The 19036-nt window shown below is 71.0% G+C and carries 16 protein-coding genes; 12 read left to right on the top strand and 4 right to left on the bottom strand.

The features are described 5' to 3' along the window. The coding region (locus ACWGKS_RS24305) for a glycoside hydrolase family 15 protein (RefSeq protein ID WP_452524154.1) at positions 1-426 on the top strand (426 nt) is incomplete at its 5' end. 59 nt (positions 427-485) lie between these two features. Next, positions 486-938, top strand: coding sequence for a hypothetical protein (locus tag ACWGKS_RS24300; protein ID WP_452524152.1), 453 nt, complete (start codon positions 486-488; stop codon positions 936-938). Between the two features lie 289 nt (positions 939-1227). Here the strand turns inward: ACWGKS_RS24300 and ACWGKS_RS24295 are convergent, their stop codons facing one another. Then, complete coding sequence (locus tag ACWGKS_RS24295) at positions 1228-2640, bottom strand: sensor histidine kinase (protein ID WP_358507968.1); 1413 nt, start codon at positions 2638-2640, stop codon at positions 1228-1230. After that, positions 2637-3332: a response regulator transcription factor gene (locus ACWGKS_RS24290; RefSeq protein WP_358507966.1), complete on the bottom strand. Its 696-nt coding sequence runs from the start codon at positions 3330-3332 to the stop codon at positions 2637-2639. The genes ACWGKS_RS24295 and ACWGKS_RS24290 overlap by 4 nt, the downstream gene beginning before the upstream one ends. Before the next feature lie 213 nt (positions 3333-3545). On the opposite strand from ACWGKS_RS24290, the gene ACWGKS_RS24285 reads away from it, so the two are divergent. The 4 genes from ACWGKS_RS24285 to ACWGKS_RS24270 are packed head-to-tail and all read left to right on the top strand — an operon-like array spanning position 3546 to position 8335. Continuing rightward, the gene (locus ACWGKS_RS24285) at positions 3546-4742 is read left to right on the top strand and encodes an ABC transporter ATP-binding protein (RefSeq protein WP_358507964.1); all 1197 of its coding nucleotides are present in this window, start codon (positions 3546-3548) and stop codon (positions 4740-4742) included. Between the two features lie 13 nt (positions 4743-4755). Next, complete coding sequence (locus ACWGKS_RS24280; RefSeq protein ID WP_358507962.1) at positions 4756-6102, top strand: ABC transporter substrate-binding protein; 1347 nt, start codon at positions 4756-4758, stop codon at positions 6100-6102. Positions 6103-6104: 2 nt separating this feature from the next. After that, positions 6105-7427, top strand: a complete 1323-nt coding sequence (locus tag ACWGKS_RS24275; RefSeq protein ID WP_358507961.1) for an ABC transporter permease subunit — start codon at positions 6105-6107, stop codon at positions 7425-7427. Next, on the top strand, positions 7424-8335 hold the full coding sequence (locus tag ACWGKS_RS24270; protein WP_358507959.1) for a carbohydrate ABC transporter permease: 912 nt from the start codon (positions 7424-7426) through the stop codon (positions 8333-8335). The genes ACWGKS_RS24275 and ACWGKS_RS24270 overlap by 4 nt, the downstream gene beginning before the upstream one ends. 28 nt (positions 8336-8363) lie before the next feature. On the opposite strand, the gene ACWGKS_RS24265 is transcribed toward ACWGKS_RS24270, so the two are convergent. Beyond that, a complete protein-coding gene (locus ACWGKS_RS24265) occupies positions 8364-8936 on the bottom strand; it encodes a restriction endonuclease (protein WP_358507976.1) in 573 nt (190 codons plus the stop codon). 252 nt (positions 8937-9188) lie between these two features. On the opposite strand from ACWGKS_RS24265, the gene ACWGKS_RS24260 reads away from it, so the two are divergent. The 6 genes from ACWGKS_RS24260 (at position 9189) to ACWGKS_RS24235 (ending at position 17965) form a co-directional block, all read left to right on the top strand. Then, entirely contained in the window at positions 9189-10709 is a 1521-nt protein-coding gene (locus ACWGKS_RS24260; RefSeq protein ID WP_358507957.1) for a TIGR02677 family protein, read from the top strand. Beyond that, positions 10709-12124 (top strand): DUF2398 family protein, encoded by a 1416-nt coding sequence (locus ACWGKS_RS24255; protein ID WP_358507955.1) that lies wholly within the window; start codon positions 10709-10711, stop codon positions 12122-12124. The genes ACWGKS_RS24260 and ACWGKS_RS24255 overlap by 1 nt, the downstream gene beginning before the upstream one ends. Continuing rightward, positions 12121-16326, top strand: a complete 4206-nt coding sequence (locus ACWGKS_RS24250) for a TIGR02680 family protein (RefSeq protein WP_358507953.1) — start codon at positions 12121-12123, stop codon at positions 16324-16326. Before ACWGKS_RS24255 ends, ACWGKS_RS24250 begins: the two co-directional genes overlap by 4 nt. A gap of 110 nt (positions 16327-16436) precedes the next feature. Beyond that, positions 16437-17399 carry a bile acid:sodium symporter family protein gene (locus ACWGKS_RS24245; protein WP_358507952.1) on the top strand — a complete coding sequence of 321 codons (963 nt, stop codon included), beginning with the start codon at positions 16437-16439 and terminating at the stop codon, positions 17397-17399. Between the two features lie 81 nt (positions 17400-17480). Then, positions 17481-17645: a hypothetical protein gene (locus ACWGKS_RS24240; RefSeq protein WP_358507951.1), complete on the top strand. Its 165-nt coding sequence runs from the start codon at positions 17481-17483 to the stop codon at positions 17643-17645. Positions 17646-17764: 119 nt separating this feature from the next. Next, positions 17765-17965 (top strand): hypothetical protein, encoded by a 201-nt coding sequence (locus ACWGKS_RS24235; protein WP_358507949.1) that lies wholly within the window; start codon positions 17765-17767, stop codon positions 17963-17965. Between the two features lie 367 nt (positions 17966-18332). On the opposite strand, the gene ACWGKS_RS24230 is transcribed toward ACWGKS_RS24235, so the two are convergent. After that, entirely contained in the window at positions 18333-18968 is a 636-nt protein-coding gene (locus ACWGKS_RS24230; RefSeq protein WP_358507947.1) for a restriction endonuclease, read from the bottom strand. Positions 18969-19036 lie beyond the last annotated feature (68 nt).

Below are 19036 nucleotides of genomic sequence, written 5' to 3'. Positions count from 1 at the left end.
GGCTGGAACGAGACCGCCCAGGCCTACACCACCGCCTATGAGGGCACCGACCTGGACGCCGCCTCCCTGCACATCGGCCTGTCCGGACTGATCGACCCCACCGACGCACGCTTCCAGGCCACCGTCACCGCGATCGAGGCCGAGTTGCGCAGCGGCCCCACCGTCTACCGCTACCACCGCGACGACGGCCTGCCCGGCGGCGAGGGCGGCTTCCACCTGTGCACCACCTGGCTGATCGAGGCCTACCTGCTCACCGGGCGCCGCGCCGAGGCCGAGGAGCTGTTCAAGCACCTGGTGGGGGCCGCCGGTCCCACGGGGTTGATCCCCGAGGAGTTCGACCCGGTCACCGAACGCGCGTTGGGCAACCACCCGCAGGCCTACTCGCATCTGGGCCTGATCCGCTGCGCCCAACTCCTGGACCGGTAACCTCGGGGCGTCCCGCGTATCGGGGCGTCCAGTCCCGGTCCCCGTCCCCCAGGAGACTTGTGTCCGCCCCCCGCAAGGCCCTGATCGTCACCGTCGCCCTGACCCTGTCCGTCATCGGTCTGAAGTTCCTGGTGCCGTTGGTGGCCCCGATCATTCCGGCCGACCGCCCCCACGAGTTCGCCAACGGCCTGGGCATACGGCTCTTGAGCATCGGGCACGAGGGGAATCGCGTGACCTGGTACAACGAGATCCGCAACGGCACGGGTTCCGACATCACCCTGAACCTGACCTCCACCTGCCGTCACGGCCGACCACCACAGGAATCGGGCCCCTCCGGTACCTCCCTGGAAGGTGCGGAGAGCATCGTTATCCCCTGGGGGCGAACCCACGGTTGGTCGGAGTCCTGTCCCTCCCCGGACTCGGGACGCTGGTGGATGTACACGATGCGTTTGAGCGACCCGACCGGTGAACACCGCTTTCCACCGCTGACTCTGGCCGGCCGCGCCCATTGAGGGTCTGCCTGGGGGATTGGTGCTGTGGGTGGGGCGCCTGGGGCCGGAAGCCCTGGGGTTGTCGGGCGGGGAAGGAGGGAGAACCCACCCCCACCCCGCCCAACAACCTCAAGGTTCTCTAGCCGAGGCGCCCTACCAACACACCCGCCACACACCCGGACGCCGGCAGGCCCTACCTAGGTTCCCGCCTTCGCCCCGCCCCGTTCGGTCCCATCCAGTCCCATCCCATCCAGTCCGGTTCCGCTTCTCCCTGTCCAACCCCCAGCCCCCAAGCTCTCAAGCCCTCACCTCAACCTGAGCGGCGCAGACGCCAGGCCAGCGGTTGCTCCTCGTCGTGGTCCGCCCCCAATTCAGCGAATCGGGAACGCACCCGCGCACCACCCAACTTGCCGCGTTCCAGGTGAATGGTCCCGCCGGTGGTCTCCACCGCGTGGCGCACGATGTCCAGGCCCAGCCCGGTCGAACCACCCCCACTACTGCCGCGTCGCAACGCCGCGGTCGGATCGCCAAAGCCCGGTCCGGCGTCCTCCACCAGCAACGAAACCCATCCCGCGTGCCCCACCACGGTCACCGCGAACGGGCTTCCGGCCGGGGTGTAGCGGAACACGTTGCCCACCAGGGCGTCCAGCACCGCGACGCCTTCCTCCCTTCCGAGGGCGACCCGAGTCGGGTGCGGTGGCAGGTCCACCTCCACCTCGCGCTCCTGGTCCTCGGCCAGCACCGACCAGAACCCCATCCGGTCGAGGACGACCTCTGACAGGTCGCACTCGGCCACTCCCGCTCCGGCCCCCGTCGCCTCACCCTCGGCTCCAACCCCGCCTTCCGTGTCCTCCTCGACCTCCCTCGGGCGCACGTTGCGGATGATCTCGTCCACGTCGCGTTCCATGACGGCCACGGCCCCGCGAATGCGTTCGCCCTCCGCGCCGGGTAGGGACTCGGTGTCCAGGCGCAGCGCCGTCAACGGGGTGCGGAGTCGGTGCGAGACGTCCGCTGCCATCTCGCGTTCCTTGGCCAGCAGGTCCTGCACCCGCTCGCCGATCGAGTTGATGGACTCTCCCAGCACCACGAGGTCGCGCGGGCCGCTCACCCTGATGCGGGCGTTCAATCGCCCGTGCCCGATCGCCACCGCGGTTCGCGCCAGTTCGCGTAGCGCCCGACGTGAGGGGGCGCTCAGCCGGTCGGTCAGCGCCACCGCGCCGATGACCACCAGCGCCGCCACCGGCACCGACCACCCCAGGCTTCGTCCGAGGGCGGCGGCCACCTCACCACCGGGCCGGAACACCTCCACCACCGCCGGTTCGCCCTCCGGTGTCCGAGTGCCCACCAGGAGGGCCCGGCCACCCTCGACCCGGACCTCCCGAACCCGCTCGGAAACGGCGCCCTCGCCGGCTCCGACGCCTCCGCCCCCGAGAGCCGCCACGTCCTCGTCCCCCGCCCGGCTGGCTCCCACCGTGTCCCCTCCGGGCAGGTGCACCGCCAGGTGTCCCTCGGCCCCGGCCGGGGTGGATGCCACCAGTTCGCGCAATACCTCGGGTTCGGCGTCGACCGTGACCACGGCCGCCACCAGGTCCGCCTGGGTGCGCGCCTCCACCGCCGAGCGGTCGGCGGTCTCCTGCCACGCCCACAACGCGGCACCGGCCAACACTCCCGACGCCACCAGTGACGCCACCAGGGCGGCGGTCCGTGCCAGCAGTCCTCTCACCGGGGAGCCTCCAGCTTCAGCCCCACTCCGCGCACGGTGTGCAGGTACCGGGGCCGGCTCGCGCTCTCCCCGAGTTTGCGGCGCAGCCAGGACATGTGCACGTCGATGGTCTGGTCGTGGCCCACGTAGGGGTGTTCGTGCCAGACGGCCTCCACGAGTTCGCGCCGGGTCACCACCCGCCCCTGGTGTTCGGCCAGGTAGGCGAGCAGGTCGAACTCGCGCCGGGACAGCGCCAAGGTCTTCCCCGCCAGGGTCGCCCGACGTTGGGCCAGGCTGATGCACAGCTCGCCCACGGTCAGTTCGCTCTGCTCGGTCGCGTCGGCCCCGCCCCGGGAGGTACGTCGCAGCAGCGCGTTCATCCGGGCCGCCAACTGGGCGCTGGAGAAGGGTTTGACCACGTAGTCGTCGGCCCCGTCGTTGAGCAGCCGCACGATCGAGGGTTCGTCGGCGCGCGCGGTCGCCACGATCACCGGAACGTCACTGTGGCCGCGCAGCATGCGCAACGCCGAGGCCCCGTCCAGGTCGGGCAGGCCAAGGTCCAGGATGACCAGGTCGGGTTCGTGTTCGGCGGCCTGCCTGAGCGCGTCCAAGGCGGTGCCGACCGGGAACACCACGTGTCCCAGTCCGCGCAGCGCCCGCACCAGGGCGTCACGCACCATCCGGTCGTCCTCGACCAGCAACACGGTTGCCATGCGGACACGGTAACGAACGGGAAAGACCGCCGCGACGGTCCGAGACCACCTGGACCCCGAATCGAGATGAGGAGGAAGCAGAGTTGAGGCTTCCTTGGGCGGAGGTCCCATTACTGTCTTGGCAGACGGCCGGCGGTGGCCCGCGTCACATCCCATCGGCCCGGCCCTGACCCACAGGGGGCGTCGATCGGGCGCCCGTCGTTCGGAGGTGTCGTGGCGGAGATCGTGATCGAGGGCCTGGGCAAGGTCTACCCGGACGGAACCCGCGCCGTGGACGACCTCTCCCTGGAGGTCCAGGATGGGGAGTTCCTGGTGTTGGTGGGTCCCTCCGGCTGTGGCAAGACCACCGCTCTGCGCATGCTCGCCGGCCTGGAGAGCGTCTCCGAGGGCACGATCCGTATCGGCGGCCGTGTCGTCGACGACGTGCCCGCCCGTGACCGAGACGTCGCCATGGTCTTTCAGTCCTACGCCCTCTACCCGCACCTGAACGTCTACGAGAACATCGCCTTCGGGTTGCGACTGCGCAAGGTCCCCAAGGCGGAGATCGATCGTCTGGTGCGCGAGGTCGCCGAGGTCCTGCGGCTGGAGGAGCACCTCACCCGCAAACCCGGAAACCTCTCCGGCGGTCAGCGCCAGCGCGTGGCCATGGGCCGCGCCATCGTCCGTGAACCCAGGGCCTTCCTCATGGACGAGCCCCTCTCCAACCTGGACGCCAAGCTCCGCGTGCAGGTGCGCGCCCAGATCGCCCGCATCCAGCGCGATCTCGGTGTCACCACCGTCTACGTCACCCACGACCAGACCGAGGCGATGACCCTCGGCGACCGGGTCGCGGTGATGAAGCGCGGCGTCCTACAGCAGGTCGGTCCGCCCCAGGAGCTCTACGATCACCCCGACAACCTGTTCGTCGCCGGTTTCGTGGGTTCTCCCGGCATGAACCTGATGTGCGTGGAACTCACCGAGGACGACGGCCGGTTCCGCGTCCACATCGGTGATCAGACCCTCGACCTCCCCGACGCCCTGCTGCATCGCCGCCCGGCCCTGCGCGATCACGCGAACCAGAAGGTGGTCGTGGGCATCCGACCCGAGGACATGGAGGACGCCGGGATCGTCGGCGCCGCCGCGGGGGCCACCCTCACCTCCGTCGCCGACCTCGTGGAGGCCATGGGCTCCGACGTCCTGGTGCACTTTCCCCTGCACGCGCCGCCCATGGTCTCCGAGGACACCCGTGAACTCGCCCGCGACGCCGGTGTCGACGAGACCCTCCCCGCCGTCGATCACGGCGTCGTGTGCGTGGGCCGCTTCAGCCCTCGCACCCACGTGTTCGAGGGGCAGGTCATCACCGTCGCCGTGGACACCGACCGCATCCACTTCTTCGACCCGGTCACGGGCATCGCGATCGACCACTCCTAGAGGAGTATCCCCTATGCGCCCCCCAACCCCCCGCCCCTCAAACCCCCGTCCCCGCTCTCGACCCCTCACCCGCACCGCCACGGCCCTGCTCACCCTCGGCCTGACCACCACCGCCTGTAGCGACGGCGGGGGCCTCCCCGCCGACTCCGACCTGGCCGGGCAACACCTGGAGATCGTGGGCCCCTGGGCGGGCGACGAACAGCGGGCCTTCGAACGCGTCCTCGCCGTCTTCGAGGAACGAACCGGTGTCACGGTCTCCTACAGCGGCGCCGGCGACGACCTCCAGACCCTCCTACAGACCCGCATCCAGGGCGGCGACGAACCGGACGTCGCGCTCATCCCACAGGCCGGCCTCATCGAACACTTCGCCGACGAAGGGGCGCTCGTCCCCCTCACCACCGACGTCGTCGACACCCTCGATGCGAACATGGCCGGCGCCTGGACCGGGTTCGGCTCGGTGGACGGCACCCCCTACGGCGTCTACCTCAAGATCGCCGACAAATCCCTGGTCTGGTACAACGACGCGCTCTTCACCGAGATCGGCGCCGTGCCCCCTCGGACCTGGGACGAGTTCCTCGAACTCTCCAACGACCTCGCCGACATCGGCGTCAGCCCGCTGTCCATCGCCGGCGCCGACGGCTGGGTGCTCACCGACTGGTTCGAGAACGTCTACCTGCGCACCGCCGGCCCCCGGATGTACGACCGGCTCGGCCGACACGAGATCCCCTGGACCGACCCCAGCGTGGAGGTCGCCCTGGAGACCCTGGCCCAGGTCTGGGGCCAGGACCGCCTGATGTCGGGCGGCCGCGGCGGCGCGCTCCAGACCGACTTCCCCACCTCGGTGGTGGACGTCTACAGCGACGACCCCGACGCCGCCATGGTGGCGGGCGCCGACTTCATCGGCGGGGTGGTCACCGCGGGCACCAACGCCACCGTCGGCGACGACGCCCGGGTCTTCCCCTTCCCTCCCATGGAAGAGGGGGACGACTCCGTGGTCGTGGCCGGTGACGCCGCCGTGGCCATGAACGATCGCGCGGCCACCATGGAACTACTGCGTTTCCTGGCCGGCGCCGACGCCTCGGGGGAGTGGGCCGCCATCGGCGGGTTCGTCTCGCCCAACCGGCACCTGACCGCTGACGACTACGCCGACCCGGTCACCGGCCAAGTCGCCGAGCGGGTCGTCCGGGCCGGTGACGGTGTGCGCTTCGACCTGTCGGACCAACAGCCCACCGTGTTCGGTGCCACCGTCGGCGACGGCATGTGGCAGACCCTCCAGGACTTCCTACGCGACCCCTCCGACGTGGAGGGGACCATGTCGCGCCTGGAAGAGGAGGCCACCCACGCGTACGGCGAAGGATGAGCATGCCCCACGACCTCCCCCCGGACCCTGCCGACCACCGCGCCTCCCGGCCGCGCCGCGTCTTGGGTCCGGCGATCCTGTTCCTGCTGCCCGCGCTGCTGTTCCTCGCCGTGTTCCTGCTCTACCCGGCCGCGTACTCGGTGGTGCGCAGCCTCTACGACGCCTCCGGCGCACGGTTCGTCGGGCTCGACAACTACGCCCACATGTTCACCGACGACCGCACGCTCACCGCGATCCGCAACACCGGGATCTGGGTGCTGGTCGCCCCCGCCCTGGTCACCGGGCTGGGGCTGATCCTCGCCGTCCTCACCGAACGCGTGCGCTGGGCGACCGCCTTCCGGGTCCTGCTGTTCATGCCCATGGCGATCTCCCTGTTCGCCTCCGGCATCGTCTTCCGGCTCGTCTACGACGAGAACCCCGACCGTGGCGTGGTGAACGCGGCGATGGTGAGCGTGCACGACGCCTTCACCTCACCTTCGGAGTACCCCGGCGCCGAACCGCGCGAGGCCTCCCTACGCCCCGACACCGCGCTCGGCGGCTTCACCGGCGCCCACACCCACGAACCCGGTCGGGTCGTCGAACTGCCCATGGTGGGGGTGCGCCCTGGCGACCTGCCCGAACAGGCCTCCCCGGCCTCCGTCCCCGAACCCGCCGACAGCGCGGTGCGGGGCGTGGTCTGGTTGGACGTGGCCCTGGACGGCGAGCCCGGCGCCCTCGACGACGGTGAGTACGGCATGCCCCGCATGACCGTGCAGGTGGTTCAGGACGGCCGGGTGGTCGCCTCCACCACCACCGGCGACGACGGCCGCTTCACCCTGCCCGAGACACCACCCGGCGAGTACACGATCCACCTGGCCGCCGACAACTTCACCGAACCCTTCCGCGGCCTGACCTGGCTGGGTCCCGCCCTGGTCACACCGGTGCTCATCTCCTCCTGGGTGTGGATCATGACCGGGTTCGCGGTCACCTTCATCGCCGCCGGACTGGCCGCCATCCCGCGCGACGCCCTCGAAGCCGCCCGGGTCGACGGGGCCACCGAATGGCAGGTGTTCCGCAAGGTCACCCTGCCGCTCCTGGGCCCCCTGCTGCTCGTGGTGTTCGTGACCCTGACGATCAACGTGCTGAAGATCTTCGACCTGGTGTTCGTCATCGTGCCCGGATCGGTGCAATCGGACGCCGGCGTCATCGCCCTGCGCATGTGGCAGGTCTCCTTCGGCGCGGGCGGCGACCAAGGCGTGGGCAGCGCACTCGTGGTCCTGCTCATGGTCCTGGTCCTGCCGATCATGTACTTCAACATCCGCCGGTTCCGGCGGGAGCGCCCATGACCACCCCGGCCAAGAAGTCGCCCTCGGTCGTCGAGGTATCCGTCACCGGCGCCCAGCGTCGCGGCCCGGCCGCGCGTCTGGTCGGTGCCCTGGGATCGGGCGCCCTGCGATTCCTCCTGATCATCGTGGCGCTGTTCTGGATGGTCCCTCTCTTGGGCCTGTCCCTGGTGTCACTGCGCTCGGGGGCCGACAACACCAACAGCGGCTGGTGGACGGCCCTGGTCAAGCCCACCGAACTGACCCTGGCCAACTACCAGGGTCTGGTCCAGGACGGCGTCGTCCTCCGCTCGTTCCTCAACACCGTCTACATCTCGGTGCCGTCCACCCTCCTGGTCGTGGGGATCGGCGCGATGGCCGCCTACGCCCTGGTGTGGTTGGACTTCCCCGGACGCGACTGGATCATGGTCGCCGTCGTGGGCCTGCTGGTGCTGCCGGTCCAGGCGGCCCTGATCCCCATCTCCCGGCTCTACGGGGCCCTGGGCGTCTTCGGTTCCATCACCGGCGCCGTCCTGTTCCACGTGGCCTTCGGACTGCCCTTCGCGGTGTTCCTACTGCGCAACTTCTTCGTGGGCATCCCCCGCGACCTGCTCGAAGCGGCCCGTATGGACGGGGCCCGCGAGTGGCGGATCTTCCGCAAGGTGGTCCTGCCGGTGTCCCGGCCCGCCCTGGCCTCCCTCGCGGTCTTCCAGTTCCTGTGGGTGTGGAACGACATGCTCGTCGCCCTGGTGCTCACCAGTCCGGATTCGGCACCGCTGACCGTGGCGCTGCGCTCCGATCTGCGCCAGTTCGGCACCAACGTCGACGTCCTGGCCTCGGGCGCGCTCTTGTCCATGCTGGTGCCACTGCTGGTCTTCTTCGTCTTCCAACGTCACTTCGTGCAGGGCGCGTTCGCCGCCTCCCCCAGATGAGGCCGCCTCAGAAGAGGCCGCGCCGAAGTCAGGGTGGTGGTGGCTCCGGGGCGCGTTCGCCGGCCATCCACAGGCCCAGGGCGTGCCGGTCCACCAGGACCATCCCGTCGCCGGCCTCGCTCACCGCCTCCGCGGTGAACCCGTTCGAGGCGACGAACATCCCCAGGTAGCCGCGGTGGCTTCCGGCCAGCGCGCCCAGGAACGCCCGCACCTCGTTGGGTGGAACCGGTTTGCGCCAACGCTTGCACTGCACGGCCAACGCCCTACCGTCGGGGGTCTGCGCGCGCAGGTCCACTCCACCGTCTGAGGCTCCACCGACCACCGTCACCCGGGTGTACCCGTGAGTGCGCAGCAGCCGCGCCACGTACCGCTCGAACTCGATCCCCGACATCGTGTCGATCCCGGCGATCGCGGTGCGCGAGACGATCCACCGTTCCCGGGCCAGGCGCAGCCGCGACCACACCCACCAGCCCGCCGCGGTCGCCGCGAGCAGGGCCACCACACCGACGAACAGCCACACGAGTGGGCGATCGGCGTTGTCCCGCAACCACCCCAGCCCCAGCAGGAGCACCACCAGCGCCAGTGGCAGCGAACCACGCACCCACCGGACCCACCGTCGTCCGCGCACGCGCCGCCCGCGTCGACTCCGTCGTACGGTCACGTTCCTCCCAGGGGGTGGGGACAAGGGTGGCAGACATAGCGGGGCACATCCTCGCACGGGGCGCCGACATTTCCGGGGCGGGCCCCAAGGACGCGGGACCGGACCGTCCCCGCGCACTGCCACAATGGCCCAGGCGTGGTGTTCGCACACGGGGGTGCGGACCGCGAGCCACGAGACACGGGGGTGGAAGCTGTGGTCGAACGCGCGGCGCTGGATCTGGACGCGCTCGCCGTCAGCGACCGCTTCCGCCTGTTCAACTTCACCCGGCGCGACGACCACGTCACCTACCTGTGGGTCCTGCGCGCCGTGGACCGGCGCCGCGAGGTCCACCAGGTCCAGGTCGGCGCGCACGAGGTCGAGTCGACCCTGCGCGAGCTCGCCGCGCACCACCCCGACGCCCCCGTCATGGACGCCCCCGGTCTGCGCCGCCGTCTCGACGAACTCGCCACCGACGGCGTCGTGCACCGGTTCGACGACGCCTCCCGCGCCGGCAGCCTGGCCGGCTACCGCAACCGCCAGTCCGTCTACCAGTTCAGCGAACTCGGCTACCGCGCCTACCGGGCCGTCGAAGGGGTCCTGGGCGCGCGCGTGGAGGACGTCAACCTGTCCCGCCTGGTCTTCTCCGACGTGCTGGAGGACCTCGGTGCCCTGTCAGAGGCCAACCGCACCGGCCGTGTCGAGGACGTCTACCGTCGCCTGTCCCGCCTGGACTCGGTCATGGAGGACATGGGGCGCCGCTCCGCCCAGTTCCACGTCACCCTGGGGGAGATCCTGCGCTCCACGGAGGCCTCGCCCGAGGTCTTCCTGCGCCACAAGAACGCCCTGCTCGTCCACATGTCCGACTTCATGGCCGAACTGGACCGCTACCTGCCCCGTCTGGACCAGGCCGTCCACGAGGTCGAGGCCACCGGCCTGACCACCCTGCTCTCCCGCGCCGCCGACGCCGACGAACGCCTGTTCATGGACCGTTCCGAACGCCTGGAGGACTGGCACCGCCGCTGGCGGGCCCTGCGCGCCTGGTTCGCCACCGAGGGCGGGACGCCCACCCGGGCCGCCGAACTCGGGCAGGCCACCCGCTCGGCCGTCTCCGGTGTGGTCGCGCTCCTGCGCCAGATCACCGAGGCCCAACGCGGCGGCGTCAACCGCTCCACCCAACTGCGCCACCTGGCCGCCTGGGTGTTCGACACCCCCGACGACGGCGCCGCCCACGCCCTCATGGGCGCCGCCTTCAACACCCGCTCCGCCCGCCACCTGGGCGTGGCCCACGAGGACGGCGACGAGTTCTCCCCCTCCGACTCCTGGCACGACGCCGCCGGGGTGGAGGTCTCGGTCACCCTGTTCCGCAACGACCGCTCGCCCACCCCGGGCGTGCCCAAACCGGTCCGCCGGGACCGGGGTGCCCGCACCGAACTGCGCCGCCGCCAACGCGAGGACCGCGAGACCGAACGCGCCTCCGCGCGACGCCTGGTCGAGGACGGCGCGCACGAGCGCGTCCTGGACGACAGCGATACCCGCGTCCTGCTGCGCCTGGTCACCAAGGCCCTGGAATCCCGGTCCGTGGTCGCCGGACGCCTGAGTTCGGCCACCGGAGACGACGCCGGAACCCTCGTGCGGCTCGTGCCCAGCGACCAGGGCGCCACCGTGCGCACCGTCCAGGGCGACCTCCACTTGCCCGGGTTCCGCCTCGAACTCGCCACCAGGAGGGGGAAGTGATGGCCAAGGCCACCCGCCCGCGCGTTCCGGACGTGGACCTGGGTACCTACCAACAGGCCGTGCGCAGAGTCCTGACCTGCGACGTCATCACCGCCGTCCGGCCGCGTCCCGGCGTGCTCGACCAGGTCCTGTTCTGGGCCGACCAGATGGCCGAGGACCTGCGCGTCCTGTTCGGCTACCGGCTCATCGCCACCACCGACCACGTGCGGCTGGTACGCGAACTCGACCTGCTCGACCCCACCCAGCGCCAGGTCTTCGCGCGCAAGGGCAAACCCTTCGACCGTCGACGCCTGGCCTACCTGTGCCTGGTCCTGGCCTCCTTCCAACGCTCGCAGGTCGAGATCAGCCTGGGTGACCTGGTCCGCCGCTTCACCCCCTCGGCCAACGACATCCAGGGCCTGGGCTACGACCCCACCGACTCCACCCACAAGGCCGCGCTGGTCGACGTGGCCCACTGGCTGCTGGAACGCGGCGCCCTGCACCTGTCCGACGGTTCGGTGGAGGCCTGGGCGCGTGGTGGCGAACACGCCGACGCCCTGTTCGACATCGATCATGAGATCTGCGAGATCCTCTTCCGTCCCAGCCGGCCGGTCCAGCACCTGCACAGCGCCGCCGGGCTCCTCGACGACCCCCTCGGCCCGGACGCCGCCCCCGAACGCGTGGCCCGGCGCGCCCGCCGCCTGCTGGTGGAGTACCCGGTGGTCTACTACTCCGACGTCGAACCCGAGGTCGCCGCCGCCCTGCGCACCAAGGGCCTGGTCACGGAGGTGGCGCGCCTGACCGGCCTCCAACCCGAACGCCGCGCCGAGGGCGTGCTGCTGGCCGACCCCACCGGAACCTTCACCGACCGCGCCTTCCCCGGCAGGGGAGGGGCGGTGACCCGCGCGTCCGGTCTGCTCCTGGCCCAGATCGCCGACCACTTCGAGGAGTCGTGGGCCGCCCTGACCCACCTGCCGGCGCCCGGGCCGCTGCACGAGCAGGTCGACCTGGTCGGTCGGGTCGACTCCGGGGTGCCGCGGGACGCGGTCGTGGCCGAACTCGCCTGGGACCGCTCCGAGGACCCGCCACACCCGGGCGAACCCGCCCCGGCGCCCCTGGTGGAGCGCGAACGCCTGGAGGAGATGGTCGCCGACCTGTTCGAGGAGTTCGGCGCCGCCTCCTTCACCGTCGCCTGGCAGCGCGACCCCCACGGTCTGCTCGACGCGGCGCTGGACCTGCTGTCCGCCTTGTCGCTGGTGCGTCCGGTCCCGGGCGGGGTCCTGGTCACCCCGGCCGCGCTGCGCTACCGCAACATCCGCGGGGCACTGCCCGAACGCCCCGACACCGGCCTGCTGCCCTTCGGCCCCATCGAACCGACGGCCGAACCCATCGCCGAGACCATGCCCGAACCAGGAACCGAGGACACCGCACCATGATCCGCAGGAGCGACCGTTTCCGACCCGAGCGGGCGGGGATCGTCAACATCTGGGACTACCTCGACGAGGAGTTCGTCTTCGCCGACGGGCGTCTGGTGCTGCGCGGACACAACGGTTCGGGCAAGACCAAGGCGCTGGAGGTCCTGTTCCCCTTCATCCTGGACGGCTACACCGACGCCCGCCGGCTCGACCCCTTCAGCGGCCAGAACCGCACCATGAAGTCCAACCTGCTCTACCGGGGCGACGAGTCCGCCTACGGCTACGTGTGGATGGAGTTCGCCCGCGAACGCGACGAGACCGAGCACGCGGAGGCGGAGGGCGGGGACACCGAGACCGTCACCCTGATCATCGGTCTGCGCGCCCACCGCCACCGCGACGGCGTCACCCCCTCCTTCTTCGTCACCGACCAACGCCTGGGCGTGGACTTCGGGCTGCTGTCCACCGACGACCGCCCCCTCACCGAACGCCAGCTCAAGACCGCCCTGGGCGAGGACGCCCACCACAACAGCGCCGCCGACTACCGCCGCGCCGTGGACGCCCGCCTGTTCGGACTGGGCGACCGCTACGTCCAACTCCTGGACCTGCTGCTGGCCCTGCGCCGCCCCCTGCTGGCCAAGGACCTGGACCCCGAGAAGGTCTCGCACACCCTCACCGGTGGCCTGAGCCCCCTCGACGAGACCCTCGTCGACCAGGCGGCCCGCGACTTCGCCAACCTCTCCGCCGTCCAGAGCCGCTTCGCCGCAGCCAACGCCTCCCACGAGGCCGCCCGAGCCTTCGGCGACGTCTACTCCGACTACCTGGCCCTCAACGCGCGCCATCGACTGCTGCGGGTCGAGACCGCCACCGAACAGGCCGACGCCCACGCCCGCACCGTCGCCGACGCCGCGGAAGAACTCCTGCGGGCCTCCACCGACCGCGACCGGGCCCGCGCCAGGTCCGAGGAACTGGGCAAGCGCTCCGCCGAGCTGACCGCCGAACGCGACGCCCTACGACAGCACGACACCCTCCGCGACCAGCAGGCCCTCCAGGTCCGAAGGTCCGGCCAAGAGGAACGCGCCCGCCGCATCGCCACCCAACAGAGCCGGGTGCGCGGCCAGGAGGAGGAGATCACCCGCCTGAGCGGTGAGGCGGGCCGCGTCTCCGACCGCCTCGACCGCGAACTCGCCCGTGCCGAGGAACTGCGCGTCGAACTCGTCGGCGCCGCCGAACGCTCCGGTATCGTCCACGACGCCGAGGGAGAGGTCGACACCGGCGACGACCTGCCAGAGACCGCCAAGGCCCGGGCGAGCGCCCGCCTCGACGACGTCCGAGCAGTCCGCGAACGCCTCCGCGACCAGGAACGCGCCGAGGAGGGCCGCCGCCGCGCCGAGACGGCCGCCTCCCGCTCCGAACAGACCCTCGGCGAACACGAGAGCGCCTGCGAAGCGGCCGAACACCACCTCGCCGAACGTCGCCGAGCGGTCGCCGGCGACCTGGACGCCTGGGCACGGCGCTGGGACGTCACCGGAACGGAGGGCCCCCAGACCCTGCGCGCCGCCCTGGACACCTACGGCGAACCCGGCACCCCCACCCTCGCCCAGGTCTTCGACGAACAGGTGCACGAACACCGGCTGGAGACGGCCGCCCACGTGCACACCCTGGAGGCCGAGCGCGAGAGCCTGGGTCGTGCACTCTTCGAGGCCAGGCGCGAACGCGACCACGTGGCCGCCGAACGCGACGACGCCCCACCCGCCGACCCGCTGCGCCCCGCACCCCGCACCGATCGGCCCGGCGCACCGCTGTGGCGGCTGGTCCGCTTCCGCGAGGACCTGCCCGCCGAACAGGGCGCCGCCATCGAGGGCGCCCTGCACGCCGCCGGGCTGCTCACCGCCTGGATCCACCCCGACCCCGACCTCACCCGGCAGGCCCTGGACGCGACCGAGGCCGACGCCCACCTGCTGCCCACCGGCGCGGCCCCGACCGGTCCGACCCTGGCCGACGTCCTGGTCCCCGAGACCCAGGAACACGTACCCACCGACGTCATCGCCGCCGTCCTGGCCGCCCTCCCCCTCACCGACGAAGATGCCACGGTCGGCGTGGACACCCGAGCCCGCTTCCGCCTGGGGCCACTGGTCGGCGCCCACCCCAAGCCCGTCGCCGAGTTCATCGGGGCCACCAACCGCGCCCAACGGCGCGGTGAACGCCTCTCCGCCTGCGACACTCGCATCGGCGAACTCACCCGCGAGTGCGCCGAACTCGACGACCGGCTCCTCCGGGCCGGCGAACGACTCCAGGACTTCGCCCACGCCCGCGTCGACCTGCCCGAGGCCACCGACGTCGCCAAGGCCGTGCGCGCCCTCGAACACCACTCCACCCTCCTGGCCTCCGTGCGCGGAGGCCGCGCCGAGGCCCGCCGTGAACTCGACGCCGCCATCGCCCAGGTGGAGGCCGAACGCCGCAAGGTCCGCGCCGTGGCCGCCGAACGCGCCATGCCCACTCGTGCCGAGGACGTCGACGCCGTCGCCGCCGCGCTCGACGCCTTCGCCGAGACCGCCCGCGCCCTGCACGGCGCCCGCGCCGACATCGCTGAGTACACCCGCGACCTCGACGAACGCCGCGACACCGTCACCCGGCTCACCGAAGCCCTCCAAGGCGACCGCGCCGAACTCGACCGAGGCCGGGCCGACCACGAACGCGAGACGGCCGAACTGGCCACGCTGGAGGCCGCCATCGACGCCCCGGCCCGCGAACTCCTCGACCGGCTCGAACACACCGAGTCCGAACTGCGCGAGGTCGGCGAACGACACCGCGACGCCGAGAAGGAGGCCTCCGACGCCCACGACCTGGCCGTTCGATCCGAAACACTGCGCGACAGCGGTGGCCGGTCGCTGACCGACGCCCTGGCCACACTCCTCGAACACACCGCCGCCCTCTCCGCGCTCACCCGACCCGCCGTGCGCGCGGTCCTGGACGTGGACACCTCTCGCACGTGGCCCGCCCCCGACCAGTGGCCGGCACCCGAGAAGGCGGCCGAACGCCTGCTCACCGGCGAGGTCGACTCGGTCCGTGACACCCTGCCCGGCGACGCCGCCGCGTTGATGGACGCCTTCACCGAACGCGTCGGCACCGCCAAGGTCACCGACGGCGAGCTCAAGAGCGCCGGAACCCGCATGTCCCAGGCCCTGCGCACCTTCCAGGAAGCGCTCGGCGGTGACGCCGAGGGCTACCGGGTCGACCACGAGGTCGGCGCCAGCGGCCTGGTCACCGTCCACGTCAACGACGAGAACGGACGCACCCCCGTCTCCGCCTTCACTCGCGCCGTGGCCGCACGCGTACAGGAACAGGGCGCGCTCCTGCGCGAGGAGGAACAGGGACTCCTGGAGGACGAACTGCTCGGGGGCATCGCCCAACAGATCCACGAACGCGTCCGCACCGCCAAACAACTGGTGCGCGCCATGGACCGCGACACCCGCGCCCGCCCCATGTCGTCGGGTACCCGGGTGGGCATCCGCTGGTCCCGCTCCGACGGACTCGGCGATCACCAGCGCAAGGCCGCCGAACTGGTCGGCCGCGACGGTGACGGCCTCGGCCCCCGCGGACTGGGAGAGCTGCGCGGCGTCCTGCGCCAGATGATCCGCGACTACCACGCCGCCCATCCCCGGGCCGGCCACAAACAGGTGCTGTCCGCCGTACTGGACTACCGCACCTGGTACCGGTTCGAGCTGCGCCTGGCCGTACCCGGCAAGGACGAGGTCACCCTCACCAAGAACAAGCACGAACAGATGTCCGGCGGCGAGAAGTCCGCCGCCATCCACCTGCCCCTGTTCGCCGCCGCCAACGCCCTCTACACCTCGGCCACCCCCACCTGCCCGCGCGTGGTCGCCCTCGACGAGGCCTTCGCCGGCATCGACGACCGCTACAAACCCGAACTCATGGGCCTTACCGTCACCTTCGACCTCGACATGTTCATGACCGGCCACGACCTGTGGGTGCACTACGACAGCGTCCCCATGGCCGCGCACTACGACATGCACCACGACAAGGCGAGCGGCACCGTCTCCGCACTGCTCATGCTCTGGGACGGAGAACAGACCCTGGACGCCGACGCCGGGTTCGCCGGCAACGAGGAACTCGCCGCGGAACTGCTCGGCATCACCCCGACCCGACACGTGCCCCGCTCCACCGCCGGAACCCTCCTGGCCGAGGCGGAGGCCGCCACATGAGGCCGGGCACGCTCCGACCGACCCTGGTGCTTCCACGCCCATCACCAGGGGAGTAACGTGCTGCCGGCCGGAAGGAAGCCCTCCGGACACCACGTGGGAAGAAGTACACGATGACGATCATCAAGCGGGTCGCCGACTTCGTCGGCAGGTGGTTCGCGCTCCTGGTCCTGCTGGGGGCCGTGGTGGGCCTGGCCGCACCGGCCCAGGCCTCCCTCATCGCCCCGCACGTGTCCCTGCTGCTCGGCGTCATCATGTTCGGCATGGGGCTGACGATGCGCCCGGCCGACTTCGCCATCGTCGCCAAACACCCGCGAGCCGTCGTGCTCGGTGTACTCGCCCAGTACACGATCATGCCGCTGCTGGGCTGGGGCATCGCCCACCTGCTGAACCTGCCGCCACAACTGGTGATCGGCATGATCCTGGTGGGGGCGTCCCCCGGCGGGACCGCCTCCAACGTCATCGTCTACCTGGCCCGCGGCAACGTCGCCCTGTCCGTGGCCATGACGTCGATCTCCACCATGCTCGCGCCGTTCGTCACCCCGCTCGTGGTGCTGGCCCTGGCCGGATCCACCCTGGACGTGTCCATCGCCGACATGTTCGTCTCCATCCTCCAGGTCGTCCTACTCCCGGTGGTGGCCGGCCTACTGCTGCGCACCTTCGCCGACCGCGCCGTGTCCAAGGTCCTGCCGGTACTGCCACTGGTGTCGGTCACCGGCATCGTGTTCGTCGTCGCCGGCATCGTGGGCGCCAACGCCGACGCGGTCCTGAGCACCGGACTCCTCCTGGGCCTGGCGGTCATCCTGCACAACACCCTGGGCCTGGGACTGGGCTACCTCGTGGGCGCGCTCGGCAAGCTGCCCGACACCTCCCGCCGCGCCCTGAGCGTGGAGGTGGGCATGCAGAACTCCGGGCTCGCCGCGACCCTGGGCGCCACCCACTTCGAGCCGCTCGCCGCCCTGCCCGGCGCCCTGTTCTCGGTCTGGCACAACCTGTCCGGCGCGCTGGTGGCCACCTACTGGGCGCGCAAGGAACCCAAGGACACCGACGAGCCGACCGAACCCGAACACGCCTGACCTCGTCGCTTGCCCGATCTCGGGCCCTCATGCCAGGCTCTGGCTCCGATCGTCCCCCGACCAGGAACGGAAAGAACCAAGGTGGGCAAGAAGAAGAGCAAGCGCAAGCCCGGCAAGGGGCGCACTGAAATCCATCGCGGCCCCACCCGCGACCCGGGTGCGACCGGAAACGTGGGCTGCTACTTCATCTTCGCGGCGATGCTGGTCATCGGTCTGATCGTGGTGCTCATGGAGGTCTTCGGCTGAAGTAGGAGGTCCTACCCCCGCGTCCGCCACGACACACGCCCGACCCCTGACCTCAACCGGACACGGGACGATCACGCGAAGTAGCCATGCGCTCACCCTTCCCCTGCCAGTCTGGGCACATGTTCGAGCGATTCCGTCTCTTCGCCCCGTGCTCCGGGCTCCTGTTGTTCACGCTGCTGTCCACCCCCGTCGTGTTGGTCGAACGCACCATCACTTGGGCGACCCTCCCGACCCCGCCCGGCCTCACCGCCCCGGCCACCTGCCCGGGCGTCCACCCGCGCATCCCCCGACCCCGCAAACCCCCGCACTGCCGCCACTGAACCCGGGAGAGAGCATGAAACCCAGAAGACCCATGCCCACCTGACCCCCAGGTGGGCCCGGACAGCCCGCTGACCCCCGTCAGTGACTGACGGGGGTACCAACTCGGGAGTCTGCCGGAGACACTCGGGGCTCTACGGACCGGATCGGCCCCGCCGCGATCGGGGCCCGTGGAGCCCCCGAACCCCGGGAGCCCCACACGTCCCGTCCCCCATTGGCTCACCAGGAAGGGGCGGGAACTACCCCGAGAATCCCAAGCAACCCGCGGGCCCGGTATCCCAAGGGTTTAGGACAGGAAACTTCCAAAAACCCAGAACCCGACCCTGAACTGCGAAAACACGCCCCCGGCCCGCGTTCCGGCGCGGGCCCTCATCCGCCCGACAGCGGCTCCGGCGCCTCCACGCCGCTCATCCACCGAGCCAGGGCGTCCCGATCCACCAACACCATGTGCCCCTCGCCCTGCGTCGCGGCGGCCTCGGTGAAACCGGACGAGGACACGAAGACCCCCTCGTAGCCCTCGTAACCGCTGTGCAGTACACCGATGAACGCACGCACGTCGTTGGGCGGCACCGCGTGGTTCCACCGCTTGCACTGCACCACGACCTCCCGGCCGTCCGGAGCGCGTCCCACCACGTCCGCCCCGCCGTCGTCGGCGCCGCCCACCACTGTCACCGCCGTGTAGCCGCTCACCCGCATCAGCATGGCGACGTGCTCCTCGAACTCCACGCCCGTCATCAGGTCGACCTCGGACAGATCGACCCTTTCCAGGGCCCGGCGTTCCCTCGCCCGAAGCCACCGCCCGCGTATCCACCAGACCAGGAACGCGCCCACCAACGCGCCCGCCACCCACAACATCGGACGCGCCGCGCTCTGCGCCACCCACGCGCCCACCATCAGGGCCACGACCAAGGCGAGGATCACCGCGTGCCGGTGGCGCCACACCAGTCGCCACTCTCGGGGGCCGCGGTTCGCCTTCGTCTCATCCTCTGGGGAGATGTCCGTCATGGAGGGCATCTTCCCCCTGTTCGGCGAACGTCACGGTCCACCGACGACCGTCGCTGTGGCCCTCACCA

It is taken from the genome of Nocardiopsis sp. NPDC055879 (genome assembly GCF_053615935.1).
The sequence above is the reverse complement of the archived record's forward strand: the minus strand, read 5'-3'. Positions and strand labels throughout refer to the sequence as shown.

Excerpts from the sequence above, each read along its gene's own strand:
- ACWGKS_RS24290 (WP_358507966.1), bottom strand. The coding sequence starts at position 3,332 with ATGGCAACCGTGTTGCTGGTCGAGGACGACCGGATGGTGCGTGACGCC.
- ACWGKS_RS24255 (WP_358507955.1), top strand. The coding sequence starts at position 10,709 with ATGGCCAAGGCCACCCGCCCGCGCGTTCCGGACGTGGACCTGGGTACC.
- ACWGKS_RS24250 (WP_358507953.1), top strand. The coding sequence starts at position 12,121 with ATGATCCGCAGGAGCGACCGTTTCCGACCCGAGCGGGCGGGGATCGTC.
- ACWGKS_RS24275 (WP_358507961.1), top strand. The coding sequence starts at position 6,105 with ATGCCCCACGACCTCCCCCCGGACCCTGCCGACCACCGCGCCTCCCGG.
- ACWGKS_RS24230 (WP_358507947.1), bottom strand. The coding sequence starts at position 18,968 with ATGACGGACATCTCCCCAGAGGATGAGACGAAGGCGAACCGCGGCCCC.
- ACWGKS_RS24235 (WP_358507949.1), top strand. The coding sequence starts at position 17,765 with ATGTTCGAGCGATTCCGTCTCTTCGCCCCGTGCTCCGGGCTCCTGTTG.
- ACWGKS_RS24270 (WP_358507959.1), top strand. The coding sequence starts at position 7,424 with ATGACCACCCCGGCCAAGAAGTCGCCCTCGGTCGTCGAGGTATCCGTC.
- ACWGKS_RS24280 (WP_358507962.1), top strand. The coding sequence starts at position 4,756 with ATGCGCCCCCCAACCCCCCGCCCCTCAAACCCCCGTCCCCGCTCTCGA.
- ACWGKS_RS24245 (WP_358507952.1), top strand. The coding sequence starts at position 16,437 with ATGACGATCATCAAGCGGGTCGCCGACTTCGTCGGCAGGTGGTTCGCG.